21 protein-coding genes, 2 pseudogenes and 1 riboswitch are annotated in these 25,601 nt (G+C 42.7%); of the genes and pseudogenes, 18 read left to right on the forward strand and 5 right to left on the reverse strand.

All coding sequences use genetic code 11. From position 1 onward, the window contains the following. Positions 1 to 141 precede the first annotated feature (141 nt). The 3 genes from AC075L_RS14400 (at position 142) to AC075L_RS14410 (ending at position 3,731) form a co-directional block, all read left to right on the forward strand. On the forward strand, positions 142 to 1,359 hold the full coding sequence (locus AC075L_RS14400; RefSeq protein WP_008706795.1) for an aspartate aminotransferase family protein: 1,218 nt from the start codon (positions 142 to 144) through the stop codon (positions 1,357 to 1,359). Between the two features lie 227 nt (positions 1,360 to 1,586). Further along, on the forward strand, positions 1,587 to 2,207 hold the full coding sequence (locus AC075L_RS14405; RefSeq protein ID WP_020993570.1) for a cytidylate kinase-like family protein: 621 nt from the start codon (positions 1,587 to 1,589) through the stop codon (positions 2,205 to 2,207). A 3-nt stretch (positions 2,208 to 2,210) separates the two neighbouring features. Beyond that, entirely contained in the window at positions 2,211 to 3,731 is a 1,521-nt protein-coding gene (locus tag AC075L_RS14410) for an APC family permease (RefSeq protein ID WP_118613871.1), read from the forward strand. Positions 3,732 to 3,899: 168 nt separating this feature from the next. Here the strand turns inward: AC075L_RS14410 and AC075L_RS14415 are convergent. Further along, positions 3,900 to 4,040: pseudogene (locus AC075L_RS14415) on the reverse strand (DUF6783 domain-containing protein). On the opposite strand from AC075L_RS14415, the pseudogene AC075L_RS14420 reads away from it, so the two are divergent. The 3 genes and pseudogenes from AC075L_RS14420 to AC075L_RS14430 all read left to right on the forward strand — a co-directional run. Further along, positions 3,990 to 4,100, forward strand: a pseudogene (locus AC075L_RS14420) (DUF6783 domain-containing protein); the annotation flags it as partial. The pseudogenes AC075L_RS14415 and AC075L_RS14420 sit on opposite strands and share 51 nt — an antisense overlap. Before the next feature lie 78 nt (positions 4,101 to 4,178). Further along, complete coding sequence (locus AC075L_RS14425; RefSeq protein ID WP_062808000.1) at positions 4,179 to 5,363, forward strand: iron-containing alcohol dehydrogenase; 1,185 nt, start codon at positions 4,179 to 4,181, stop codon at positions 5,361 to 5,363. A 279-nt stretch (positions 5,364 to 5,642) separates the two neighbouring features. Further along, positions 5,643 to 6,299: a ribonuclease H1 domain-containing protein gene (locus tag AC075L_RS14430; protein ID WP_022380084.1), complete on the forward strand. Its 657-nt coding sequence runs from the start codon at positions 5,643 to 5,645 to the stop codon at positions 6,297 to 6,299. 189 nt (positions 6,300 to 6,488) lie between these two features. Here the strand turns inward: AC075L_RS14430 and AC075L_RS14435 are convergent, their stop codons facing one another. Beyond that, complete coding sequence (locus AC075L_RS14435; RefSeq protein WP_118613869.1) at positions 6,489 to 7,580, reverse strand: PTS sugar transporter subunit IIC; 1,092 nt, start codon at positions 7,578 to 7,580, stop codon at positions 6,489 to 6,491. A 346-nt stretch (positions 7,581 to 7,926) separates the two neighbouring features. On the opposite strand from AC075L_RS14435, the gene AC075L_RS14440 reads away from it, so the two are divergent. Continuing rightward, entirely contained in the window at positions 7,927 to 8,562 is a 636-nt protein-coding gene (locus AC075L_RS14440) for a YczE/YyaS/YitT family protein (protein ID WP_008706774.1), read from the forward strand. 79 nt (positions 8,563 to 8,641) lie between these two features. Here AC075L_RS14440 and sdaAA read toward each other — a convergent pair whose 3' ends face one another. Together sdaAA and sdaAB are read right to left on the reverse strand one after the other, a co-directional pair. Further along, on the reverse strand, positions 8,642 to 9,511 hold the full coding sequence (gene sdaAA / locus AC075L_RS14445; RefSeq protein ID WP_055150769.1) for an L-serine ammonia-lyase, iron-sulfur-dependent, subunit alpha: 870 nt from the start codon (positions 9,509 to 9,511) through the stop codon (positions 8,642 to 8,644). Between the two features lie 19 nt (positions 9,512 to 9,530). Continuing rightward, entirely contained in the window at positions 9,531 to 10,199 is a 669-nt protein-coding gene (sdaAB, locus tag AC075L_RS14450; protein ID WP_025577539.1) for an L-serine ammonia-lyase, iron-sulfur-dependent subunit beta, read from the reverse strand. Positions 10,200 to 10,957: 758 nt separating this feature from the next. On the opposite strand from sdaAB, the gene mgtE reads away from it, so the two are divergent. From mgtE to AC075L_RS14490, 8 genes are all read left to right on the forward strand, one after another. Then, positions 10,958 to 12,352: a magnesium transporter gene (mgtE, locus tag AC075L_RS14455; protein WP_055150772.1), complete on the forward strand. Its 1,395-nt coding sequence runs from the start codon at positions 10,958 to 10,960 to the stop codon at positions 12,350 to 12,352. Positions 12,353 to 12,754: 402 nt separating this feature from the next. Beyond that, positions 12,755 to 12,830: riboswitch (cyclic di-GMP riboswitch) on the forward strand. Between the two features lie 92 nt (positions 12,831 to 12,922). Further along, positions 12,923 to 14,653: a sensor domain-containing diguanylate cyclase gene (locus tag AC075L_RS14460; RefSeq protein ID WP_227567390.1), complete on the forward strand. Its 1,731-nt coding sequence runs from the start codon at positions 12,923 to 12,925 to the stop codon at positions 14,651 to 14,653. A 35-nt stretch (positions 14,654 to 14,688) separates the two neighbouring features. Beyond that, entirely contained in the window at positions 14,689 to 15,597 is a 909-nt protein-coding gene (locus AC075L_RS14465; RefSeq protein ID WP_055150775.1) for a LysR family transcriptional regulator, read from the forward strand. A 514-nt stretch (positions 15,598 to 16,111) separates the two neighbouring features. Continuing rightward, positions 16,112 to 17,056: a nickel ABC transporter permease gene (gene nikB, locus AC075L_RS14470; protein ID WP_026649033.1), complete on the forward strand. Its 945-nt coding sequence runs from the start codon at positions 16,112 to 16,114 to the stop codon at positions 17,054 to 17,056. After that, entirely contained in the window at positions 17,053 to 17,919 is an 867-nt protein-coding gene (nikC, locus tag AC075L_RS14475; protein WP_025577531.1) for a nickel transporter permease, read from the forward strand. The genes nikB and nikC overlap by 4 nt, the downstream gene beginning before the upstream one ends. A 34-nt stretch (positions 17,920 to 17,953) precedes the next feature. Beyond that, on the forward strand, positions 17,954 to 19,492 hold the full coding sequence (locus AC075L_RS14480; RefSeq protein WP_008706766.1) for an ABC transporter substrate-binding protein: 1,539 nt from the start codon (positions 17,954 to 17,956) through the stop codon (positions 19,490 to 19,492). A 100-nt stretch (positions 19,493 to 19,592) separates the two neighbouring features. Then, a complete protein-coding gene (locus tag AC075L_RS14485) occupies positions 19,593 to 20,387 on the forward strand; it encodes an ABC transporter ATP-binding protein (protein ID WP_025577529.1) in 795 nt (264 codons plus the stop codon). Continuing rightward, the gene (locus AC075L_RS14490) at positions 20,384 to 21,145 is read left to right on the forward strand and encodes an ABC transporter ATP-binding protein (protein WP_118613865.1); all 762 of its coding nucleotides are present in this window, start codon (positions 20,384 to 20,386) and stop codon (positions 21,143 to 21,145) included. The genes AC075L_RS14485 and AC075L_RS14490 overlap by 4 nt, the downstream gene beginning before the upstream one ends. 73 nt (positions 21,146 to 21,218) lie before the next feature. On the opposite strand, the gene AC075L_RS14495 is transcribed toward AC075L_RS14490, so the two are convergent. After that, positions 21,219 to 21,905, reverse strand: a complete 687-nt coding sequence (locus tag AC075L_RS14495; RefSeq protein WP_055052629.1) for a FadR/GntR family transcriptional regulator — start codon at positions 21,903 to 21,905, stop codon at positions 21,219 to 21,221. Positions 21,906 to 22,187: 282 nt separating this feature from the next. Between AC075L_RS14495 and AC075L_RS14500 the strand changes: the two genes are divergently transcribed. The 3 genes from AC075L_RS14500 to ilvD all read left to right on the forward strand — a co-directional run bounded on the left by AC075L_RS14500 (position 22,188) and on the right by ilvD (position 25,601). Next, a complete protein-coding gene (locus AC075L_RS14500) occupies positions 22,188 to 23,543 on the forward strand; it encodes a GntP family permease (RefSeq protein WP_118613863.1) in 1,356 nt (451 codons plus the stop codon). A gap of 46 nt (positions 23,544 to 23,589) precedes the next feature. Continuing rightward, entirely contained in the window at positions 23,590 to 23,793 is a 204-nt protein-coding gene (locus AC075L_RS14505) for an HPr family phosphocarrier protein (RefSeq protein WP_476387835.1), read from the forward strand. A gap of 62 nt (positions 23,794 to 23,855) precedes the next feature. After that, complete coding sequence (gene ilvD, locus AC075L_RS14510; protein WP_055052626.1) at positions 23,856 to 25,601, forward strand: dihydroxy-acid dehydratase; 1,746 nt, start codon at positions 23,856 to 23,858, stop codon at positions 25,599 to 25,601.

Consider the following 25,601-nt stretch of genomic DNA (forward strand, 5'->3'; position numbering starts at 1 on the left):
ATGTTGACAAATCATAAGGGCAGTGATATTGTAAGGATGTACAAAATAATACACAGAAAAAGTTAAGCAAAGGCGCTTACCCATACGGGTCAGTTTGTCTTTGCTTTTTTTATTATCTTAAGGATGCAGGAGGGCACAGCTATGAAATTAAAAGACACAGGATTAACTTTTCAGGACATTAAGGACAAAGTAAACAAGTACATGATCGAGACTTATGAGAGATTTGATTTCCTTGCAGAGACAGCAGAGGGCATGTACATTTATGATGAGAATAAAACTCCATATCTTGATTTTTACGCAGGTATTGCAGTAAACAGCGCAGGAAACTGTAATCCGAAGGTTGTAGCTGCTGCAAAGGATCAGTTAGATGATATTATGCATACATTCAACTATCCATACACAATCCCGCAGGCGCTGCTTGCTGAGAAAGTCTGTGAAACAATCGGAATGGACAAGATTTTCTATCAGAACTCTGGTACAGAGGCTAACGAGGCAATGATCAAAATGGCCCGTAAATATGGTATTGAAAAGTATGGTCCAAACCGTTATCATATCGTAACTGCAAAGATGGGATTCCATGGAAGAACCTTTGGTGCCATGTCTGCAACAGGTCAGCCGGGTAATGGATGCCAGGTTGGATTCGGACCTATGACTTATGGTTTCTCCTATGCACCGTACAATGACCTTCAGGCTTTTAAGGATGCATGTACAGAGAACACAATTGCCATTATGGTTGAGCCTGTACAGGGCGAGGGTGGCGTACATCCTGCAACAATGGAATTCATGCAGGGACTTCGTAAATTCTGTGATGAGAACGATATGCTTCTTCTGATCGATGAAGTACAGACAGGATGGTGCAGAACAGGTGCTGTTATGTCCTATATGAATTATGGTATCAAACCGGATATCGTATCTATGGCAAAGGCTCTGGGCGGTGGAATGCCAATCGGTGCCATCTGTGCAACAGCAGAGGTTGCAAAAGCTTTCACAGCAGGTTCCCATGGAACTACATTCGGCGGACATCCGGTAAGTTGTGCAGCTGCACTGGCTGAGGTGAATGAGCTTCTGGACAGAGATCTGGCTGGAAATGCAAAGAAGGTTGGCGATTACTTTGCAGCTAAGCTTGAGAAGCTTCCTCATGTAAAAGAAGTAAGACATCAGGGACTTCTGGTAGGTGTGGAATTTGATGATACTATCGGCGGAGTGGATGTAAAACATGGTTGTCTTGACAGACATCTTCTGATCACAGCTATTGGAGCGCATATCATCCGTATGATCCCACCGCTTATTGTTACAGAAGAAGAGTGCGACAAAGCTGTAGCAATCATCGAAGATACAATTAAATCTCTGGAAAAATAAAAATCCGGCAACGGAGTGATACAGTAAGGACAAGGGCGTCACGAATTATATTCGTGCGCCCTTTTATGATATCAGGGACAAAAGGTCAAAAAGTCGTTCGTGCCTGCACGATAAGACTTTTGAACTTGGGACCTGCCAAACATGAGAAAGTAGCGATTTACATAGCAAATCAGCGGATTTCGAATGTTTGAGAATCTGATAAAAATTTGAGTGTGAGAGGGAAGAGCATGAAACATCTGGTAATTACGATTGGCTGCGAATATGGAGCCAAGGGCAATGCCATCGGTAAGAAGATTGCACAGGATCTGGGGATTAAGTTTTATGATCGTGATCTTGTGGATGAGATTATCAAAGAGGTAGGCATCCCTACAGACATTATGGACAGAGTAGAGGAAGGCGGAACCATCGCAGGTAAAGGTGCACAGGGTGATGTGAGAGGTTCCTTTTCCAAATATGCGGATCTGACAGACCGCGCCATTCATGTACAGAAGCAGATTATCCGGAAGCTGGCTCAGAAAGAAGCCTGCGTGATCATAGGACGGTCTGCAGATTATATTCTGAAAGATACAGAAGGAATCCAGCTGGTGAGAGCATTTATTTATGCACCTAATGATGTTCGTATTCATAACATTATGGAAAGCCATAATCTTTCGGAAAAGGATGCAAAGCTTCTGCTGGATGAGAAGGATAAACGTTATCATAAGAGACATCTGGCACTGACAGGAAGTAACCGCGGTGACAGACATAACAGGGATATTCTTATTAACAGTGATTTTCTGGGAATTCAGGGAACAGCAGAATATCTGGAAGATCTGATCGCAAAAAAATACGGAAAAAAGGAGGCCTGACCTATGGAACAAAAAACATCAGAATTTGACAAAGTACTTGGTGCATGGGACATACTTGTAATTGCATTTGGCGCCATGATCGGCTGGGGCTGGGTAGTTTCTTCCGGTAACTGGATTGAATCCGGTGGTGTGCTTGGTGCAGCTATTGCATTTGCAATCGGTGGAATCATGATCTTCTTTGTAGGTCTGACTTACGCAGAGCTTACAGCAGCCATGCCTCAGTGTGGTGGTGAGCACGTATTCAGCTATAGGGCAATGGGTTCTACAGGTTCTTTTATCTGTACCTGGGCGATTATTCTTGGATATGTAAGTGTTGCCTGCTTTGAGGCATGTGCATTTCCCACAATCATCACTTATCTGTGTCCGGGGTTCCTGAAAGGATATCTCTATACAGTTGCAGGCTTTGATGTTTATGCATCCTGGCTGATCGTGGCAATTGTGATTGCTTTTCTTATTATGATAATCAACATTAATGGAGCAAAAACTGCAGCAGTTTTGCAGACTGTTCTTACCTGTATTATCGGCGGTGCCGGAATTATTCTGATCGTGGCTTCTGTGGTTACAGGAAGTGTGGATAACCTTCAGGGACAGATGTTTGTTGGAAACGGTACCGGTGAAGCAATGAAAAGTATTATTAAGGTTGCAGTTATCACTCCGTTTTTCTTTATTGGTTTTGATGTTATCCCACAGGCAGCAGAGGAGATTAATGTTCCGCTGAAAAAAATCGGTAAAATGATGATCCTCTCTGTTGTGCTGGCTGTTGTATTTTACGCACTGGTTATTCTTGCAGTAGGTTATATCCTGAATCCGGCAGAGATCATTGAGTCTCAGCAGGGAACAGGACTTGTAACGGCAGATGCCATGGCCAAGGCTTTCGGGACAAAGATTATGGCCAAGGTTATCATTGTAGGTGGAATGTGTGGTATTATTACATCATGGAACTCCTTCCTCCTTGGCGGTTCCCGTGCCATGTACTCTATGGCAGAATCCTACATGATTCCTCCGTTTTTTGCAAAGCTTCATCCGAAGCACAAAACTCCGGTTAATTCTCTGTATCTGATCGGTGCCCTGACTATGCTGGCTCCTTTTGCAGGAAGAACAATGATGGTCTGGATCTGTGATGCAGGTAACTTCGGATGCTGCCTTGCATACTGTATGGTTTCTGTCTCTTTCCTGATCCTTCGTAAAAAGGAACCGGATATGGCAAGACCTTACAAAGTAGGCCACTACAAATTTGTAGGTTTTATGGCAGTAGTCATGTCAGGGCTGATGCTTCTGGTTTACTGTATTCCGGGTTCCGGTGGAAGTCTGGTATTTCAGGAATGGATCATGGTAGGCGGCTGGAGCTTACTTGGAGTTGTATTTTATGCGATCTGTAAACGTAAATATAAAGAAGACTTTGGTAAACTTATTGAACTGATCTCTGATGAGGATGCAGCAAGTCTTATGCCGGAGGCTGATGATGAAGAGCTTGATGTGGTAATCGATGCGGCTATTGACAGGGTGCTTTCCTCTATGGCATAACGCTATAAATGACATGACAATTATTGCTAGTACATCGTTTTCGAAATAACTATACCACTCACTTGTCTGCGAATCCGATTGCACAGGTCTAAAAGCCTCAGCGTAGCCCGCTACGCCTGCGTTTTTATACCAGCACACTCGAATCCGCATCCTACGCGATTGGTATAGTTATTTACGAAACGCTGTACTATAGCGTGTCTGAAAAATCATTCCCGCAATCTGCACGCCCCACTTTGCGGGATATTTCACCCGAATTCAGTTGCCGTAGCCCGCTACGGCGCCCTCATCCGGGCAAAATATCCCACAAATTGTGTCGCACATCTTGCAGAAAGCCTTTTTCAGACACGCTCTAGGAATTATTTTGGGTAACAGAGTTTTGAATTTGTGCAGGGTAGATGCCCTGCACATTGCAATATTGAAAAAATACAGGAAAAGAGGCAGAAATTAATGAATCCATTTGAATTTTTTATTCCTCAGAATATTACAGTCGGTGCAGGTACTCTGGCGAAGCTTCCGGAATGTGCCAAAAAGCTTGGAGGTTCTCATGCAATGCTGATCTCAGGACCAACTCTCCGGAAAATGGGAGTTGTGGATAAGGCGGCGGATTATCTGAAAGACGCCGGAATGGCAGTGGATATTTTTACAGATGTAGAAGCCAATCCGTCTGTCACCACAGTGGAAAAAGCGACAGAAGCGTATAAGGATTCCGGCGCAGATTTTATCGTTGCGCTGGGCGGTGGTTCTCCTATGGATGTGGCAAAAGCAGTGGGAGTTACGGCTAAATATGGCGGCAGTATTACAGAATATGAGGGGGCACATAAGGTTCCCGGAAAAATTGTTCCGCTGATTGCAATCCCGACTACTGCGGGAACCGGCTCAGAGGTTACGGCATTTTCTGTTATCACTGACCACAGCAGAGATTATAAGCTGACGGTATTCAGTTATGAACTTCTTCCTGCATATGCGATCCTGGATCCTGAACTTCTCACATCTGCTCCGGCATCTGTGGCAGCAGCCTGCGGAATCGATGCATTTATTCATGCGGAGGAGGCTTATGTTTCCACAGCAGCATCTCCTTTTTCTGACGCAATGGCAGAGAAAGCAATGGAGTTGATCGGTGGAAATATCCGCCGTTTTGTGGCAAGACGTACAGATCTGGAAGCTGCAGAGGCAATGCTTACGGGATCTCTTTTTGCAGGAATCGCCTTTTCCTTTGCAAGACTTGGAAATGTCCATGCCATGAGCCATCCGGTAAGTGCTTTCTTTAATGTAGCACATGGAGTGGCAAATGCAGTTCTTCTTCCCGTGATCGCAGAATATAATGCTCTGGCAGATCATGGCAGATATCTGAAGATTTATAATTATATCAGTCCGATCCCTGCATATGAGGATGAATTCGAACCACTGATGCTGGTGGATGCCATCAGGGAATTAAACGAGGATATCGGAATCCCGGAAGACCTGACCACAGCCATCCGCCAGGCAAAGAAGGGAGAAGAGATTTCTGATGAGGAGATTGAAAGCAAGATTGATGCCATGGCAGATGACGCCATGAAGAGCGGAAATATTGCAGTAAATCCAAGATCCTCCAGGAAACAGGATATTGTGGAATTGTATCATAAGGCTTTATAAATTCAGATAAAGAGGAATGCAGTATTTTATGTAATTGCTACAGGTTAACAGAAGGTATTGATTAAAATATCTGCTATTATAAAAAACGTGCAGAAACATTGAAGTCGACAGATAACTTCAGGTTTGAAGATTTATCTCGATTTTAAAATGTATCTGCACGTTGTTTTTTTGAGAAATTTCCATTGTATAACTTGCCTGATAGAAAGAAAGATTATATAGTATTAATCAAAATATAGTAAAGTAATGTGAGTCAAAATATTGATTGTTCAGGAGGATTTTATGGCAAAGAAGAAAATATATGCAGTACGCAAGGGACATAAAACAGGACTTTTTGCTACATGGGCGGAGTGCCAGAAGGCAGTAAGCGGATATTCAGGAGCTGAGTTTCGGGGATTTACAGAGAAAGAGGAAGCATTGGCTTTTCTGAACATGGAGACAACAGGAAATGTATCCGGTGATAAAGCAAAAGAGGCGGCAGGAATCGTGGAAGTACCTGAAAATATGGTCATTGCTTATGTAGATGGAAGTTTCGAGAAAAGTATTGGCAGATATGCCTTTGGTTGTGTGATCCTTACACCGGATGGACAGGAAATCCGTAAATCCGGCAGTGGCAGTGATTCTGCAGGAGTCGCGATCCGAAATGTGGCAGGAGAGATGCTTGGTTCCATGACTGCAGTAAACTGGGCCATAGAAAACAAATATCCAGCTGTGGAAATCCGCTATGATTACGAAGGTGTAGAGAAGTGGGTAACAGGTGTGTGGAGAGCCAAAACACCTCTGACCAGCAAATATGCTGCTCATATGCAGGAAGCAGGAAAGAAAGTAAAGATTTCTTTTTGTAAAATAGCAGCTCATACGGGCAATCACTACAATGAAGAGGCAGATCAGCTGGCTAAGAGTGCATTGCTTAAAATGGATGAAGAAGTACGAATATAAAAATTTTATCACTGAAAGGCGATTTCCAAAGGGATGAAAAATTTATGTGGATGACAATTTGAGTGATCCTCAGGGAAATCAATATACGGAAGTGGAAAAATAAAAAGCAGCTGTGTTACCATTGAAACTGTTAGCTGAAATTTTTATCAAGTAACAGTTTCAATTGACAGGTAACGCAGCTGTTTTTGCTTATGAAAGTGTCATATCCCCGTCTTTCACCCATCCAAGCTTACGGATAAACATGTTGATGAACGGACACAGGATTGCAGGCAGGATAAAGGAAATCAGCAAAAGTCCGGCCCAGTCCCAGCCTGTGACAGCTGTTTTTGTTCCTGCGGCAATATCATTCATCCATCCGGTGTAGACACCAATCTGTCCTACGAAACCGCAGGTACCCATACCGGAAGAAACCGGAGTACCGTTCATCTGAAGTTTGAACAGACAGGTTGCAAGAGGTCCGGTGATGGCAGAAGTAAGGATCGGTGCAATCCAGATGCGTGGATTTTTTACGATATTTCCCATCTGGAGCATGGATGTTCCGATTCCCTGAGAAACAAGTCCGCCCCATTTGTTCTCACGGAAGGACATTACTGCGAAACCTACCATCTGTGCGCAGCATCCTGCAACAGCAGCTCCTCCGGCAAGTCCGGTAAGGCCAAGCGCAGCACAGATGGCGGCAGATGAGATAGGAAGTGTCAGTGCAATACCCACGAATACAGAAACAAGGATTCCCATCAGGAACGGCTGCAGGTTGGTTGCCCACATAATAATATTTCCCACTTTCATTGCTGCACTTCCAAGTGCCGGAGCCCACCACGCGGACAGGGCAACACCTACACCGATCGTGACAAGTGGAGTGACCAGAATATCAATTTTGGTTTCCTTAGATACTGCTTTTCCGATTTCGGAAGCGAAGATGGCTACAAATAATACAGCCAGCGGTCCGCCTGCACCGCCTAATGCGTTAGATGCAAAGCCAACAGTGATCAATGAAAACAACACCAACGGCGGACAATGCAGCGCATAGCCGATGGCGACAGCCATGGCAGGACCACTCATTGCAGATGCCAGAGAGCCTACGGTATACTGGGTGTCGTTTACAGTTGCCACAGCAGTGGTCAGAAATGAAATATGAAACTGTGTTCCAAGTGTGTTGATGATCGTGCCAATCAGCAGGGAGCAGAAAAGACCCTGCGCCATGGCACCAAGGGCATCGATTCCATAACGTTTTATGGAGATTTCGATGTCTTTACGTCTGAGAAATGCTTTTAACTTTTCCATAGATTATATTTTCTCCTGTTTTTATTGTGTATAGAAGGGTGTATATACACCTATATACGTTTTTCTCATTATAGTCACATTCACGGAGTAAATCAAGTAGTTTTGTAACTGTTCACACACCACTATCCTGAGAGGCGTTTTGGCATGAATATGCCAAAATCACAAGACATACAAGCCAAAATTCCATTGCCGCAGGCAATCTGGAATGAATTTTGGGTACGTTACTGTGAACGGAGTGAACAGTAATGTAATTTTAAAATAGTGGAAAACAATTTACAGAAAGAATATTGTAAAGTATTTTACTGTCTGATATGATAGAAAGAGTTAATTTTACGGAGGAAAAAAGATGAGTGAATGGATCAGAAAAATAAACTGGAAGTATGTGGTCGTAATGTTGATTGGAAATATAATCCTTGGTCTGGGAATTGCGATATTTAAACTTTCCGGACTTGGAAATGACCCTTTCAGCGGAATGGTAATGGCACTGGCAGAATGTGTGGGAATTGAATATGCCCGTTTTTTAATTCTTCTGAATCTGGGATTTTTTGTAATAGAAATTATCTGGGGAAGAAAGCTTATCGGATTGGGAACGATCATAAATGCGTTATTCCTTGGATATTTTGTTACATTTTTCTATAACCTGATCACATCTGTGATCGATGCACCGGATCAGATGGCAATGCAGGTGGTTACCGTATTTATTGGAGTTATCATAACAAGCCTTGGAATTTCCATGTACCAGCTTCCGAAACAGGGAGTTGCACCATATGACAGTATTTCCCTGATCATGACAGAGAAATGGCCGAAAATTCCGTATTTCTGGTGCAGAGTATCTAATGATGCGATCAGTGCACTGGTGTGTTGGCTTGCAGGGGGAATCGTCGGACTGGGAACACTGGTCAGTGCATTTGGATTCGGACCTTTTGTTCAGTTTTTCGATACACATTTTACATCAAAAGTGCTGGCAAAGCTGGAAAAATAATAAAAAACTGTCCTGTATATGCACATTATACGTAGAAAATAGGTGCATTACAGAGACAGTTTTTTTATTTGTCAGCCTGTTAACTGCATATATGGCATGCTTCACATGCAGATGGCGTAGTAGCGCATCCTCCCATAGCAGTTTCACGCAGTTCTGCAGGAAGCTTTTTACCCACGGTAAACATCGTCTGGATCATTTCGTCCAGAGGAATCAACTGCGGGATTCCTGCGAGAGCCATTTCTGCGGCAATTATAGCGTTTGCCACACCTGCAGCATTTCTGTTCTGACATGGATATTCTACCAGACCACCGACCGGATCGCATACCAGACCAAGCATGTTCATAAGAACAGTAGATGCAGCAAAAGTACATTCTTTCGGTGAACCTCCCATCAGCTCTACAGCAGCAGATGCAGCCATTGCAGATGCAACCCCTACCTCGGCCTGGCATCCGCCTACCGCACCTGCAACAGTTGCATTTCGCATTGCCAGATAACCAATGGCACTTGCGTTAAATAATGCCCGTATAATCTCTTCATCAGAGAATTGATAATGTTCCTGCATTGCCAGCATCAGCCCCGGTACGATTCCGGCAGAACCGGCAGTAGGAGAGGCCACGATCAGCCCCATGGAGGCATTCGTTTCCAGTGTAGCCATAGCATAAGTAATTGCCTTCTGAAGCAGATTTCCGCAGAGACCTTTTTTCTCCTGAGCGTGGAGACTCAGCTTTCTGGCTTCGCCGCCGATCAGACCACCCATAGATTTTACCGGCTGTCTGATTGGTGAGAAAGCAGCATCTTTCATAATTCCCAGTACTCGTGTCATTTTTTTATTTACAATCTCAGAGGCTGTTTCGCCAAGCTCAATCTCACGGATACGCATAATCTCTGAGATAGGAAGATTTTTTTCTTCACAGAGTGCTAAGAGTTCATTTGCATTTTTAAAATCCATGATAAAAATCCTCCTTTCTTTACATCTGTACGATCATAACTTCATGAATATTCGGGTTCTCGCGAATCGCAGGAACGATATTCTCAGGAAGTTTGCCGTCAGATTCTACGATTGTATAAGCAATCTCTCCCTTGCTTTCACGGAACAGACGCATAAATGCAATATTGATATTGCGGTCACTCAGGCATTTGGTAATATAGGCCACAACGCCGGGAGTGTCCTGATGAATCACGATCACTGCACTGTACTCGCCTGTAAAGTCTACCTGTACGTGATTGATATCTACAATACGGACCTTGCCTCCTCCAAGGGATTCGCCGCGTACGGTCATTTTCTGGCCTTTTTCATTTTCCATGCAGATATCTACGGTGTTCGGATGAATATCTGTTTCCTGCTCATTTGGAGTGAAAGAGAATTTCAGACCTTTTTCATGAGCAATATCAAAAGAATTTCGGATGCGCATATCATCGGTAGAGAATCCCATAATACCACCCAGCAGAGCTCGGTCAGTACCGTGACCATGGTAAGTTTTTGCAAAAGAGCCGTACAGGATGAAGTCGGCTCTCTTTAACGGGCCTTCGATCATTTTCTGGGCAAGATAGGAAATACGCGCCGCACCTGCGGTATGTGAACTTGAAGGACCGATCATGTTCGGCCCCATAACATCAAACACACTGATAAATGACATATTTTTTCTCCTGTGAATATCAATTATAGTCTTGCATGTTTATGGCAATAATCTTATTATTTGTAAATTTCTGATTATATTCTATCATTTAGGAATAAAAGAAGCAAACTTATCGTTAACATTAACAAAAATTAATGTAAAAAATGAGAAAACAGGGTTGCTTTTTCTCTACTGGGCGGTTACAATAACTGTGCAAATTGAAAATAATTTTAAAAATGCTGTTTCAAAATAGGGAACAGCATAAAATTTGCTGTTAGAAATCAGATTCCCGAAAACAGGGTCTGATATCCGAAATCGTAAATTTTAAAGAAAAGGCAGGTGGAACAGAATGGATAATTGCGATTCTCATGGGCGAAGTAGTAGCACAGGATCTGAATTAAAAAGAGTATATGAGTATAGCAGCCGTTTTTGTTCTGCTGTAGTCATATATTTTCAGGATTTTCCATGTATGCATATAAAATAGAAGTTTTTTACTGTCTGTGATCTGACAGTTTCTGTATGTGGAAGATCGGATGTCTTTTTCATTTCTTATCCTGTATTTATGAAATTCCCCCGAATCATGCAATTACATATTGAGCAGTAATGATCCGGCGAAGATGCCGGACAGTTACGGACAGCGGATGAATAGCAGGTTATGGCATAATACCCTGCAGTTTATTGTGCTGGAAAAAGCATGGAAGAAATGGCAGTAAAATGTAATAAATAACAGACTGCTTTCTTTTGGTGTGCTTTTATGCAAAAAAACGGAGGATGAAAGAATGGAGAAAAGAGTACAGGATTATTCCAAAGAAATTCTGAAGATCATCCGCAGCAACACCTCTCCAGCCGTTATGGGAGGAAGGCTGCAGGATTATCATGAGAATGATCTGGCAGATGTAATGCCAAAACTGACTGTACAGGAGCGGTGCAAGCTGTACCGTATCCTGGATACAGATATGCTCTCTGATATTTTTGAATATACAGATGAGGAGAATGCAGCAGAGTATCTGAATGAAATGGATGTGAGAAAAGCAGCAGCCATTTTATCCAGAATGGAGACAGATGCTCTTGCAGATGTATTAAATAAAGTTGAAAAAACAAAGAAAAAAATACTGATCGATCTGCTTGAACCTGAGGTTCGACGTGATGTGGAGATGATCGCATCCTTTGATGAGGATGAGATCGGAAGCCGCATGACAACAAATTATATTGTGATCACAGATAAACTGACAGTTAAGCAGGCAATGAGCAGTCTGATCGAACAGGCTGCAAAAAATGACAATATCTCCACTATTTTTGTAGTGACAGAGCAGCAGAAATTTTATGGGGCTATTAATCTGAAAGAACTGATCATTGCCAGACGCGATGATCTGCTTGAGAATCTGGTGGTGACTTCCTATCCATATGTATATGCGGAAGAGAATATTGATGAATGTATCGAAGAACTGAAAGATTATTCTGAGGATTCTATTCCGGTTCTTGACAACGATAATCAGCTTCTGGGTGTTATCACATCTGCCAGTATCATTGACCTGGTTGATGATGAGATGGGTGATGACTATGCGAAGCTGGCCGGTCTGACTGCAGAAGAGGATTTAAAGGAGCCACTGAAAGAAAGTATGAAGAAACGTCTGCCCTGGCTGATCATTCTTCTGGGACTTGGCATGGTAGTTTCTTCAGTGGTAGGAATTTTTGAGAAGGTGGTGACTGCACTTCCGATCATTATGTGCTTCCAGTCTTTGATCCTTGATATGGCAGGTAATGTGGGTACCCAGTCTCTGGCTGTGACGATTCGTGTGCTGATGGATGAATCTCTGACAGGTAAGCAGAAACTGGAACTTGTGTGGAAGGAAATGAGAATTGGTCTGTGTAATGGCGGACTTCTTGGAATTCTGTCTTTTGCGCTGATCGGATTGTATATTTATCTGTTTAAAGGAAAAACACTTTTGTTTTCCTATGCAGTATCCGGATGTATCGGTGTGGCACTGTTGCTGGCTATGTTGATCTCCAGTGCAGTAGGCACCTGTATTCCATTGTTCTTTAAGAAGATCAATATTGACCCGGCAGTAGCATCAGGTCCGCTGATTACAACAGTGAATGACCTTGTTGCAGTAATTACCTATTATGGCCTGAGCTGGCTGTTCTTATTAAAAATGCTGAATCTTGCAGGCTGAATTTCAGATAATAAAAACAGGTCCTGTATCTTTGATTATAAGATATTGGATCTGTTTTTTGTTTGAATTCGGCTGCCGTAGTTAATTACTATAAATTACAAATGCAATGTCTGATATTTGCAATCTGGAATAAATTTTGTGAAATAAGGAAAATAGCAGTTGACATTATTCCGGGGATATGCAAATAATATATTGCAATTAGTGTTTACCTGATCTGACGATTGAAAGAGGCAAGTCGTTATTTGGGTTTACAAAGCGTATAAACGTTACTGAGAACGGAGTAAACAGTAACAAATAAACAGCGGTGCAGGAAATATTAACGGTAAACAGTAATAAGAGATTGAAAATATAATATATATAATGTATCTGTGAATCAACTTGTTGGTACACCAGGCAACACAGATACAGTATCGGCAAAACAGTCGAAAGGCTGCGGCGCAAAGCTAAAGGGCCTGTAAAATGGCAGCCAGTTGCATTTATACAGAGAGTAATGTCTTGTTGTATTGTAGCGGGCATTATTCTCTTTTATTTTAAAGAAAGGTTGAGAATATCATGTCAGAGCATAGGTGTATGCTTAACAAAATGAATAAGATTGAAATATATGTCGCAAATGAAGATACGGATATTAATCCTTCAGTTCAGGAAGCTATTGAATATGTACTGAAACAGAATGATCCGGTGGGAACAGTCGCCGGTTATTATGATGAGAAGCTGACAATCTGGAGTGTAAGTAACTATTTTCTGCAGCTTTTGGGGTGGGATGACCTTGATGAATTTATGAAAGCATCAGACGGCTCTATGCTCAGTGTGGTCTGTAATGAGCAAAAGCATATATTTTCACCGGAAAGACTTCATGATTTACAGGGTTCTCACATCTTGTATCTGACAGACAGTAAAGGTTTATCAATACCGGTAAGGATTGTGAAGGCAGATGCCAGGGATAATAAAGGACGGCCAATCTGGGTATTATCTGTCAGATCTGCTCACTTTGCCCGGAATCAGGAAGCAAGGGAAGCTGCTTTTCACCGGGCTTTTACAGATATGAATCTGTGTGAATATTATGTGGATCTTCAGGAAAATACATTTGAATCTATGAAAGTAAAGGGCTCGCTTCAGGAAATTTCCAACAAAAGCCGGACATGGGATGAACTGATACAGATGTTTCTTAATAATTATGTCTGTCCTGAGAGTAAAGAGGCGGTTGCGCAGATTTACAACCGGGAATATATTACGAAGGAACTCAGAAAAATCACAGGGGAACTCAGTCAGGAATGCAAAGCAGTGTTTGACGGAGAGCTGCGTATTATCCGGAATGTAGTGATGGAGGGAGATACAGATGAGAACGGAGAGATCAGACACGCCATGATTTTTCTTCGTGATGTGACGGATTCGAAAAATGCGGAAAAAGAACGCAGAGCGATGTTAAAGCAGAACATCGCCATGGATCAACTTATTCAGGGAGTAACCAGGATTGTAGAGCGTTTTGCAGTTTGTAATCTGGACAGCGGGATATATGAATATTATGAGATGAACAATGAGTCTTATTATAATCCTACAGGTGATTACAGGGAACTTCTTCAGCGTATGTCCGGAGAGTATGTGATACTTACGGAAAAGATAAATATACAGATGGATGATCTGCTTTCACCGGAATATCTGAGAAAGGTTATTATGTCTGAGGATGATCTGTATACCTTTGAATATTGTACTCTTGACAAATCTTCTTATAAAGTAATGTCAGTGATACCTGTGGAATGGAAAGGCAGTATACTGTCCAAAGTAATGTTGATCGCTCAGGATATCGGGCAGAAGCATGAACTTGAGAAGCTGGCAAATACGGATGCACTGACAGGACTTTATAATGAGCGTTATCTTTCCGAAAGATTAAAAAGAAATGGAAAGCTGCATAAAAAATTTGCCATGTTCTATCTGGATCTGGACAGGTTTAAGCCTGTTAATGACACTTATGGACATGACATGGGGGACAGATTGCTGAAGGCGGTTTCCCGGAGATTGTGCAAATGTATCAGGAAGACAGACTATGCTTTCCGTATCGGTGGAGATGAATTTTCCCTGATCATTGAGGAGGGCAATATTAATGATGAATTCTGTGAGATGATGGTCAGAAGAATAAAAAGAGTCATTGACCGGCCTTTTAACATAGAGGGTCGTCTGCTGAGCGTGGATACAAGCTGTGGCTATGCCATTTATCCGGAACACAGCCAGAAGATCGATGAAATCCGCATTATGGCAGATCACAGAATGTATGAAGATAAAACTCAAAATAGAAAAAAGGGTTAATGGCGGATAAAAACAGAAAGAGGGATAAAATCTTTATGGATTTAAAACAATTACAGTATTTCGTAGTATGTGCGCAGACTGGTTCATTCAGTGATGCTGCGAAAAATCTGTATTCTACACAGCCCAGTGTCAGCAAGGTAATCAAGGGACTGGAAGATACGCTGGGAATGCAGCTTTTTGAACGACTGCCAAGAGGAATCAGACTGACAGTACAGGGGCATAAGATGTATGAATATGCGTCGAAAATTATAAATGAAGTAAATGTTCTGGAAAATATGGCTTCCAGCGGAATGACAAAATGGATCCGGATATCTTTAAATCCCAGCTCCTGGTTTGCCAATCAATTTGTAGACTTTTATAATGAAACCTATGAAAAAAAATATCATTTCCAGGTAACAACAGCAGGTGTACAAAGCGTAATGGAAAGAGTCCGGGATTATATGGATGATATTGGTTTTGTATATATCCTCAGTCAGCAGAAGGAAAATTTCCTGTATGAATTGTCAAAAAACAAAATGCATTTCGAACCTATCTATGAAACAGATGTAATGCTGTATCCGGGAGGGCTGACAGAGCTTTACAATTCCGGCAAAGAGAGGGCAGAACTGGAAGACCTGGAGGGAATCCGTTTTATACAGAATTATCAGGATGAATTTTTTGACATCGGTGCTGTAAAAGAAGATGCATTCCAATGGAAGGATATTGATATTTCCGTGCTGACCAACAGTGATTATATTATGGAAAAAATGCTGAAGAACAGTAAGGTGGCAAATATAAGCGGAAGTTACCTGTCAGAAAACAAAGAAGGAACTACACCGGGAATCCCTCTGGATCTTGGAGACAGTAAAGTGATTTTTGGTTTTATACTCCACAAAGGAGAAGCAATGGATGAGAGTGTGGCAGAGCTTGTGGAGTTTTTAAAGAGCAGACTGCCGAAGCATTAATTGCCGAAGCATTAATAAAAATTGCAGTTGACTTTTTAACTTATTTTGCATATACTAATAGTAGCTAAGAAATGAAGTGAAATTTCCATGAAGCGAAACGAAAGCCCTCAGAGTTGCCGCTCTGAGGGCTTTCTTGCTCGTTACGGGGAGCTGTTCCGTTTAGACTGTTGCTGTCTAATGTCCGCTGTCCAGCCATTTGCATATGTAGTAGCTAACTACGCCTGCTATGACAGAGACAAGAAATGAAGTAAAAATTGCTTCCATGAAACTCACCTCCTTCCTGCTGGAGGTTCGACAGCTCTTGTAGTATAACATAGTTTAGAACAAAATGGGATGGTTGTTTTAAATTATTGCTGATATTAAAAAAACCTATTCCAAAAATGACGATAGATATTCAAATTAAGAATAGCTCATAACCCCCCGGGTGGGTTGTGGGCTGTTTTTGCTTTTGTTAAACTGAGTGGAGGCTAATTAGGAGTACAATTTTGAAAAATTATAAAATGGAGATACTCAAATGAAAAAATATGCATTCAGACGACTGCTCCAGCTGATTCCCATTTTGTTTGCGATTACTTTTCTCTCCTATGGCATGATGCGGATTGCGGGAAGTGATGTAGTAACACAAAAAATGGAAAATACAGGACAGATCCTGTCAGAAGATAAGTTAAATGCAGCCAGAGAACAGCTGGGACTGGACAAACCATTTCTGACCCAGTATTTTGTGTGGCTTGGGAAACTGCTTCATGGAGATATGGGAAACAGCTATGTATCCAGTCTTCCGGTTTTTGACACGTTCATATCAAAGCTTCCGGCAACGCTGCTTCTTACAGTGACATCTATTTTGCTGACCATCATCATATCAATCCCTCTGGGGATTCTGTCAGCAGTGAAACAGAATACGATTACGGATTATCTGATCCGTTTATGCAGCTTTATAGGAAACAGTCTTCCTAATTTTTTTGTATCATTGCTGTTGATGTATTTTCTTGCGATCAGGTTGCGGATTTTTCCGGTTATATCCAAAGATGTAAGTTTAAAGAGTGTGGCAATGCCGGCAATCACTCTGGCAATTGCCATGTCGGCCAAGTATCTTCGCCAGGTCCGTGCAACTGTGCTGGATGAACTGAGTAAAGATTATGTGGCAGGAGCGAAAGCAAGAGGAGTAAAGTTTTCTGTCACTCTTTGGAAAAGTATTATGAAGGCTTCGCTGGTAACCATCATTACCTTGCTGATGCTGTCAGTGGGAAATCTGCTGGGAGGAACTGCAATCGTAGAATCAATCTTTATGTGGGATGGAGTTGGAAAGATGGCAGTAGATGCTATCTCCATGCGTGATTATCCTATTATTCAGGCATATGTTATGTGGATGGCGATCATCTATGTTGTAGTAAATCTGCTTACAGATCTGTCATACCGGTTCCTGGATCCGAGAATCCGTCTGGGAGGTGTGAAACAATGAGTGAAAAGCAGAATAAAAATGTGACAGTGCGTGTACAGAAGATTAAGAAAAACCATATAAAACAAAAGCTGGTCTTTTTTCTTATTCTGGCAATAGGGCTTGTGATACTTGCAGTTTTTTCAGAGCATCTCTGTCCATATGACCCTTATGCACAGGATCTGGCAAGTGCACTTCAGCCCCCCAGTCTTCAGCATCCTATGGGAACAGATACATATGGGAGAGATATGCTGTCCAGAGTTATAAGTGGTGCAAGAGCCAGTATTTTTTCGACCTTTATCCTGGTTGCTGTGATTTTTGTGTTAGGAACAGCTGTGGGTGTATGCTGCGGATATTTTGGCGGAGCTGCAGATACTGTTATGATGAGAATCTCAGATATATGTCTTGCTTTCCCTGGGCTTGTATTTGCCATGGCGATTGCAGCTATTCTTGGGGGAGGCATTCAGAATGCTGTTATAGCACTGGCAGTAGTAAGCTGGCCGAAATATTCACGTATTGCCAGAGGGCAGACTCTGGCATTAAAAGAGGAACCCTATATTCATGCTGCCATACTGGCAGGTGACAGCTCAGGTCAGATTATGCTCAGACATATTCTTCCAAATATGCTGGGCCCTGTTCTGGTAACAGCCATGCTTGATATCGGTACCATGATGATGGAACTTGCAGGTCTGTCATTTCTTGGACTGGGAGCACAGATTCCCATGGCTGAATGGGGAAGTATGATGAGCAGCGGACGAAGTATGATCCAAACATATCCATGGGTAGTATTATCACCTGGAATTGCAATTTTTATATCTGTGGCAATTTTCAATCTGTTAGGTGATACAGTTCGTGACTATCTGGATCCTAAGAACAGCCGTTCATGATAAGTAATATGAAAACAAACGAGGAGGAAAGAAAATGAGAACAAAGAAATTTCTGGCAATGGCAATTGCCCTGGGGCTGGCAGTAGGAATGACAGCTATGCCAACACTGGCAGCAGAAAAAAAGACATTGGTATTTGGCGATACCACCTTTAATGCGGAAAATGAGGAGGCAGATATTAATCCTCAGAATACCTATGCAGGATGGGCTTGCATCCGTTATGGAGTAGGGGAAACTCTTTTCCGTTATTCTGATACAATGGAAATAGAGCCATGGATCGCAAAAGAGTATGAAAATATTGACGAGCTGACCTGGAAGATCACACTGAACGACGGAGTTGTGTTTTCCAATGGACGTGCCTGTGACGGAGAAGCAGTAAAGGAAAGCCTGGAGGCTTTGGTTGCCAATCATGAGCGTGCAGCAGGAGATCTTTGCATTGATACTATCGAGGCAGATGGAAATACTGTTACCATAAAGACTACAGAACCGAAGCCTGCACTGATCAATTATCTCAGTGATCCTTATGGATGTATTATTGATATGCAGGCAGGTATCAGTGATGATGGTATAGTGATCGGTACAGGTCCTTATGTGGCAACTGAACTGGTGACAGATGATCATGTTAATCTTGTAAAGAATGAAAACTACTGGAACGGAGATGTGAATGTGGATGAGATCACTGTCCGTACAATCTCTGACGGTGATACACTGGCAATGGCTCTTCAGGCAGGGGAGATTAATGCTGCCTATGGTATGGCATATGCAAGCTATCCTTTATTTGAAAATGATGACTTTACATTTACCAGTACAGCTACAAGCCGTGCATTCTATGCGTGGATGAACTTTGAAAGTCCTGTAACATCTGACCCGGCAGTGCGTAAAGCAATTGCCATGGGTATTGATAAGGACAGCTTTGTGTCTGTGCTTCTGAATGGATATGGATATCCTGCAGTCGGTGTTTTCCCGGATACCTTCTCTTTTGGAGGGCAGAATCTGACAACAGAGAGCTATGATCCTGATGGGGCAAAGAAGGTTCTGGAGGAAGCAGGATGGGTGGATTCTGATGGTGACGGTATCCGTGAAAAAGACGGACAGAAACTGGAGATCCGCTGGCTTACTTATCCCAGCCGTCAGGAGCTTCCGCTTCTTGCAGAGTCTGCACAGGCAACCTTAAAAGAAATCGGTATGGATGTTCAGATAAATTGTACCTCTGATAATAATACTATCCGTAAAGACCCTGCATTATGGGATGTATATGCAAGTGCCATGGTAACTGCACCTACAGGAGATCCGGAGTATTTCTTCACTTCCTGCACACTGGATGAATCTGCAAGCAATAACGGACATTATCACAGTGATAAACTGGAAGATCTGGAAAAACAGATGAAGCAAGAATTCGACGCAGATAAGCGTTCAGATCTGGCGATTCAGATGCAGCAGACAATCCTGGATGACAATGCCTATGTATTCTGCTCTTACCTGAGAATGAGTATGATCATGCAGTCTAATGTAACAGGACTGACTGCACATCCATGTGATTATTATGAACTGACAGCGGATTTGGATATCAACTAAACTGTAACAATAAATGAAGAATATGTGAACGATGATATTTCAGGGGCAAAAGATATTTTGCCCCTGATTTGGTAAGTATTAACAAGGATGGTTTACAGAAATGGATAGAAAAATACTGACCTACGATTCCGTAGAGATATCATTTGGCGGGAAAGCGGTGGTTCATGATGTGAGCTTCTCTCTTGAACATGGAGAGATACTTGGCCTTGTGGGAGAATCCGGCAGTGGGAAAAGCACCCTGATCAAAGCCGCAATGGGACTTCTGGGACCGGATGGTCTTGTGACAAGAGGAGATATCCGATATATGAATCAGAATATTCTGGATATACCGGAGAAAGAAAAAAGAAAGATCAGAGGTGCAGGAATTGGCATGATCTTTCAGGATGCAGGTGCTTCCCTGTGCCCGATCCGCACCATTGGAGAACAGATTTATGAAAGTATGCGTGTACATACGAAGATAACAAGAAGTGAGGCCAAAAGCAGGGCAATGGATCTGTTTGATAAACTGAACTTTAAGGACAGTCAGCGTGTGTGGGACAGTTATCCATTTGAACTGTCAGGCGGAATGAATCAGAGAGCAGGTATTGCAATTGCCATGCTTATGAATCCGCCCATCCTATTTGCGGATGAACCGACCAGTGCTCTGGATGTGTCTGTACAGCGTCAGGTTGTAAGGGAAATGCTTAAGTTAAGAGAGTTGTTTGGAACTGCAATTGTGATCGTGACACATGATATCGGGGTAGTCCGGGCAATGGCAGATACTGTGTTGGTTTTGAAAAATGGAAAAACAGTAGAATATGGCACAGCAGACCGTGTACTGGATCATCCCCGGGATCCGTATACCAGGAAATTGCTGGAGGCTGTACCAAAGCTGCAAAGGAAGGTCAGAGTATGAGCATACTTTTAGAGGCAGAACATTTAACAAAAATATTTACCCAGAGAGGAAAAAATCCTTTTAAAGCAGTAAATGATGTAAGCTTTACACTAAAAAAAGGAGAAACGCTGGGAATCGTAGGAGAATCCGGCAGTGGGAAAAGTACAATAGCAAAGCTGCTCACCCGGCTGACTGATATCACAGAGGGTACATTGAAATTTGAAGGAAAAGATATTACAAGACTGAAACAAAGTCAGCTGAAAGAGGTATATGGAGATATACAGATGGTTTTTCAGAATCCGGTGGGTTCTTTTGATCCCAGAAGGACACTGGGTGACGGAATTGGTGAGAGTCTTAGAAACCGTGGAATGAAAAAGGCTGATGTGGAGAAAAGAGTAGCAGAATTGCTTGAGCAGTGCGGCCTTGAGAAGGAATATGCAAAAAGATATCCTCATGAGGTAAGTGGCGGACAGTGTCAGCGGGCTGCGATAGCAAGAGCTCTGGCAGTAAAACCAAAAGTTCTGATCTGTGATGAGGCAACCAGTGCTCTGGATGTAACCATACAGAAACAGATCATGGAACTTCTGGAAGACTTGAAAGAGAAGAATGGGCTGTCTTTTATTTTTATTTGTCATAATCTGGCCCTTGTTCAAATGTTCTGTGACAGGGTTCTGGTACTGTATGAGGGAAAAGTAGTGGAAAGCGGAATTCCCGATGATATCATTAATGAACCAAAAGAAGAATATACGCGGAGACTGGTGGATGCGGTACTTTCGTGATGGTGTTCTTAAAATGATTATAAAAAAGGTACTTCCCGGAGATGGAAGTACTTTTTTATATCATAATTCCGGATCATTTCATGGCAAGGTGAATCCTTTTTCTGTTGTAGACCAGATGAAGATACATGGCATCCTGTGCGCGGAGCGGGTCGTGGGCTGCGATAGCATCTGCAATCTCACGATGAGTTTCGATAGTCTCCTTATGCAGAGTATTTCCGGTGCTTTCCACAAAAAGAGGAATCGAGCTGTTGATCACCGGAATCAGTCTTGGCACCACAACATTCTTACTGCTCAGGGCAATAGCAGCGTGAAATTCAATATCCTTGTGTGTGTGATCCTCATGATTATTCAGTAACACTTCTACTTCATCGCAGAGAGCGGTGATTTTTTTTATGTCTTTTTCTTCTGCATTCGTAGCTGCCATAGCTGCTATGGAAGGCTCCAGAAGGAAACGTACCTCCAGAAGATCATGGATCAGCTTCTGTTTATTTCCGATAAAGGTAAATCCCAGAGGATCCTCTACCATTCCCGGAGAAGAAGCGATATAAGTGCCGGAACCCTGACGTATGGTAACAATGTTTCGTGAAGCAAGCAGCTTCATGGCCTCCCGGACAGAACTTCTTCCTGCATTCAGACGCTCGGAAAGAATTGTTTCATTGGGAAGCTTGTCTCCGGGCTGAAGGTTCTCTTCTAATATAAGTGAAATAATGTCTTCCGAGATTTTCTGGGGAAGACTTTTTTCTTCTAATGAATTCATCATATGATTTACTCCATTTCTAAAAGTGAAATTTCTTAATCTCTATGATAAGGTGTTTTAGAATGAATGTCAAAGCGCTAATATGCACAAAAATAAATGCGAAAATTTAGACAAAATTACAGTATTGCTTTTTTGGAGAATAGAATATATGATAAATACATCAGATGAATTGAAAGGCAAAAAACGAAAAAACGAGTAAATTCAGAAGAAAAACAGAAAATAGATCAGATGTATTTGAAAGAAAGTAGAAAAACATCAGATGAATCAAGGAGGTAAAAGGAAAAAATGGAAGAAACAACTTTTGCGGCAGATCCCATGAGATTAATGATTGCAGCAGCAGTAGGAATCATCGTATTACTGGTACTGATTATCAAGTTCAAACTTCATCCGGTTCTGTCAATGATGATTTCAGCCATTATCATCGGAGTAGGTGCAGGAATGCCCCTTACCATGATTTCCGACACGGTAGAAAAGGGTGTTGGAAAAACACTTCAGGGCATTGCACTTCTGGTAGGTCTTGGCTCCATGTTTGGAGGAATCCTGGAAGTAAGCGGTGGTGCACAGAGAATTGCGGAAACACTGATTGGCAAATTTGGTCAGAAAAAAGCAGGATGGGCACTGGGACTTACAGGACTGGTAATCGGAACTACAGTATTCTTTGAAGCAGGAGTTGTGGTACTGATCCCGTTGGCATTCAGTGTTGCGAAGCAGACAAAAAAATCAACTCTGTACTATGCAATCCCCCTTCTGTCAGGTCTTGCCAGTGGTTACGCTTTTGTACCGCCATCAGCCGGATCTGTACTGGTGGCAAATGCACTGGGCGTAAACCTGGGAACCATGATCATGGTCGGAATTCCTACAGCATTGATCTGTATGCTGGTTTCCGGTATTATCTGGGGCGGATTTATCGGAAATAAGATTTTTACAGAGCTTCCTGCCAATGTAGGTGAGATCAAAGATGACGGAAAAGAACTGCCATCCTTTGGACTGGTACTTGGTGTGATCCTCATACCTCTTGTTTTGATCCTTCTCAGTACCTTATCAAAATATATGCCCCTTCCGGCAGGCGTACAGGATGTATTGGGATTCCTTGGAAAACCATTCCTGGCACTGACAATTGCAACTCTGGCTGCAATGTATTTCCTGGGAATCCGCAGAGGCTTCTCTGGTGCACAGTTAAAGAAAATCCTGGATCACTCCCTCAGACCTGTAGGTATGATTCTTCTGGTTATTGCCAGTGGCGGTGTGATCCGTTGGATGCTGCAGGATTCCGGACTTGGAAATATTATCGGACCTGCTCTTGAGAAAAGCGGACTTCCGCTGATCCTGATCGCATTTTTCATTGCTATTCTTGTCAGAGCTTCAGTGGGAAGCTCCATTGTGGCAATGACAATGGCATCCGGAATTATGGCAACCATGCCTGCAGTTATGGATACCAGTATGCTCTACAGAGCAGCAATGTGCTGCGCTATCTGTGGAGGTGCTACAGCTCTGAGCCATGTAAATGATGCAGGATTCTGGCTGGTAGGAACCTTCCTTGAGATCGACGAGAAAACAACACTGAAATCTTGGACAATTATGGAGACACTGATCGGTGTCACAGCACTTATTGTAAGCCTGGTTATTTCGATTTTTGCATAGGAGGCAGAGAGAATGGTAAAGATACCGGTTTATTTAAGAGATATGTATGACGCGAAACATCTGGTACAGATTGCAGAGAAGCTGCAGAGGTGACGTAGATCTGCTCTGTGGCAGATATGTGGTAGATGCCAAGTCCATGCTTGGGGTATTCAGTCTGCCCACTTTCGAGCAGGTGGAAATAAGTGTAGGAGAAGAAGAAGCAGAATTCGCCAGAGAAAAGCTGGAAAGCCTGAATCTGATTCGAAAATAAATGATATCAGAGTCAAAATACCTTTTGATTCTAACAGTACAAAATTACAGGAGGAAAAAATCATGCAGTTAAAAAGTCAGGAAATGAGAAAGCTTGCACCGGAGCTTGATCCGCTGCGTATTGGTACAGGATGGAAGAAAGAAGACCTGGGAAAAGTACAGGTTATGGTAGAGAGTACATACGGAGACAGCCATCCTGGAAGTGGACATCTGAACATTCTTGTGGAAGAGGTTCGCAAGGGAATTGCTGAGGAAGGCGGATTTGGTGCCCGTTATCACTGCACAGATATCTGTGACGGAGAAAGCCAGGGTACAGATGGAATTAACTATAGTCTTGCCAGTCGTGAAATGATCGCAAACATGATTGAAATTCATGCAAATGCAACACCATTTGATGCAGGAGTTTATCTTTCCAGCTGTGATAAGGGTGTACCCGGAAATCTGATGGGACTTGCAAGAGTTAATATTCCGTCTGTATTTGTACCGGGCGGAACTATGAATGCAGGACCGGAAATGCTGACGCTGGAACAGCTTGGAATGTACAGCGCTAAATTTGAACGTGGCGAAATTGACGAAGAGAAGCTTGACTGGGCAAAATGTAATGCCTGCCCAAGCTGTGGTGCATGTTCCTTTATCGGAACAGCATCTACAATGCAGATCATGGCAGAAGCACTGGGACTTGCACTTCCGGGTACAGCACTGATGCCATCCACAAGTCCGGATCTTCTGGCTTTTGCAAGAGAAGCGGGAAGACAGGCTGTAAGAATCGCACAGATGGAAAATATGCGTCCTTCTGATATTGTAACAATGGACAGCTTTGAGAATGCAATCCTTGTACATGCAGCAATCTCCGGAAGTACAAACTGTCTGCTTCATCTTCCTGCAATTGCTCATGAATTTGGCATTGAGATCACAGGAGACACCTTTGACAGACTTCACAGAAATGCAAGATATCTTCTGGATGTTCGTCCTGCAGGACGCTGGCCTGCAGAATGCTTCTATTATGCAGGTGGTGTACCGGCAATCATGGAAGAGATCAAAGAGCATCTCCATCTGGACGTTATGACAGTTACAGGCAAGACTCTGGGTGAAAACCTTGAAGAACTGAAGAACAACGGATTCTATGAGAAATGTGAGAAGTGGCTTCAGGAATTTAACAAACGATATAATGTAAATCTTACAAAAGAAGATATTATCCGTCCATATGATAAAGCAATCGGAACAGATGGAAGTATTGCGATCCTTCGTGGAAACCTGGCACCGGAAGGCGCAGTAATCAAACACACTGCATGCCCGAAAGAAATGTTTAAATCCGTTCTTCGCGCAAGACCTTTTGACAGCGAGGAAGAATGCCTGGATGCAGTACTGAAACATAAGGTTCAGAAAGGTGATGCTGTATTTATCCGTTACGAGGGACCGAAAGGAAGCGGAATGCCGGAAATGTTCTATACTTCCGAAGCAATCAGCAGTGATAAAGAACTTGGAAAGAGCATTGCCCTGATCACTGACGGCCGTTTTTCCGGTGCATCTACAGGTCCGGTTATCGGACATTGCAGCCCGGAAGCTGTTGACGGAGGCCCGATTGCACTGGTAGAGGAAGGCGACCTGATCGAAATCGATGTTATGGAAAGAAAATTAAATATCATCGGAATCGCAGGAGAGCGCAAGTCCATGGAAGAAATCGATGAGATTCTTGCAGAAAGACGTAAAAACTGGAAACCAAGAGAAGCAAAATACAAAAAAGGTGTGCTGCGTCTTTTCAGCCAGCATGCAGCAAGCCCTATGAAGGGAGCTTATCTGGAGTATTGA

It is taken from the genome of Blautia sp. ZXY-1-B12 (genome assembly GCF_056339915.1).

Bases quoted from the DNA above. Each gene is read 5' to 3' on its own strand.
- AC075L_RS14485 (WP_025577529.1), top strand. From the start codon at position 19,593: ATGGATAGAAAAATACTGACCTACGATTCCGTAGAGATATCATTTGGC.
- AC075L_RS14405 (WP_020993570.1), top strand. From the start codon at position 1,587: ATGAAACATCTGGTAATTACGATTGGCTGCGAATATGGAGCCAAGGGC.
- AC075L_RS14430 (WP_022380084.1), top strand. From the start codon at position 5,643: ATGGCAAAGAAGAAAATATATGCAGTACGCAAGGGACATAAAACAGGA.
- mgtE (WP_055150772.1), top strand. From the start codon at position 10,958: ATGGAGAAAAGAGTACAGGATTATTCCAAAGAAATTCTGAAGATCATC.
- AC075L_RS14425 (WP_062808000.1), top strand. From the start codon at position 4,179: ATGAATCCATTTGAATTTTTTATTCCTCAGAATATTACAGTCGGTGCA.
- nikB (WP_026649033.1), top strand. From the start codon at position 16,112: ATGAAAAAATATGCATTCAGACGACTGCTCCAGCTGATTCCCATTTTG.
- nikC (WP_025577531.1), top strand. From the start codon at position 17,053: ATGAGTGAAAAGCAGAATAAAAATGTGACAGTGCGTGTACAGAAGATT.
- AC075L_RS14400 (WP_008706795.1), top strand. From the start codon at position 142: ATGAAATTAAAAGACACAGGATTAACTTTTCAGGACATTAAGGACAAA.
- sdaAB (WP_025577539.1), bottom strand. From the start codon at position 10,199: ATGTCATTTATCAGTGTGTTTGATGTTATGGGGCCGAACATGATCGGT.
- AC075L_RS14480 (WP_008706766.1), top strand. From the start codon at position 17,954: ATGAGAACAAAGAAATTTCTGGCAATGGCAATTGCCCTGGGGCTGGCA.
- AC075L_RS14410 (WP_118613871.1), top strand. From the start codon at position 2,211: ATGGAACAAAAAACATCAGAATTTGACAAAGTACTTGGTGCATGGGAC.
- AC075L_RS14500 (WP_118613863.1), top strand. From the start codon at position 22,188: ATGGAAGAAACAACTTTTGCGGCAGATCCCATGAGATTAATGATTGCA.
- AC075L_RS14440 (WP_008706774.1), top strand. From the start codon at position 7,927: ATGAGTGAATGGATCAGAAAAATAAACTGGAAGTATGTGGTCGTAATG.
- AC075L_RS14490 (WP_118613865.1), top strand. From the start codon at position 20,384: ATGAGCATACTTTTAGAGGCAGAACATTTAACAAAAATATTTACCCAG.
- AC075L_RS14495 (WP_055052629.1), bottom strand. From the start codon at position 21,905: ATGATGAATTCATTAGAAGAAAAAAGTCTTCCCCAGAAAATCTCGGAA.
- sdaAA (WP_055150769.1), bottom strand. From the start codon at position 9,511: ATGGATTTTAAAAATGCAAATGAACTCTTAGCACTCTGTGAAGAAAAA.
- AC075L_RS14465 (WP_055150775.1), top strand. From the start codon at position 14,689: ATGGATTTAAAACAATTACAGTATTTCGTAGTATGTGCGCAGACTGGT.
- AC075L_RS14435 (WP_118613869.1), bottom strand. From the start codon at position 7,580: ATGGAAAAGTTAAAAGCATTTCTCAGACGTAAAGACATCGAAATCTCC.
- AC075L_RS14460 (WP_227567390.1), top strand. From the start codon at position 12,923: ATGCTTAACAAAATGAATAAGATTGAAATATATGTCGCAAATGAAGAT.
- ilvD (WP_055052626.1), top strand. From the start codon at position 23,856: ATGCAGTTAAAAAGTCAGGAAATGAGAAAGCTTGCACCGGAGCTTGAT.
- AC075L_RS14505 (WP_476387835.1), top strand. From the start codon at position 23,590: ATGACGCGAAACATCTGGTACAGATTGCAGAGAAGCTGCAGAGGTGAC.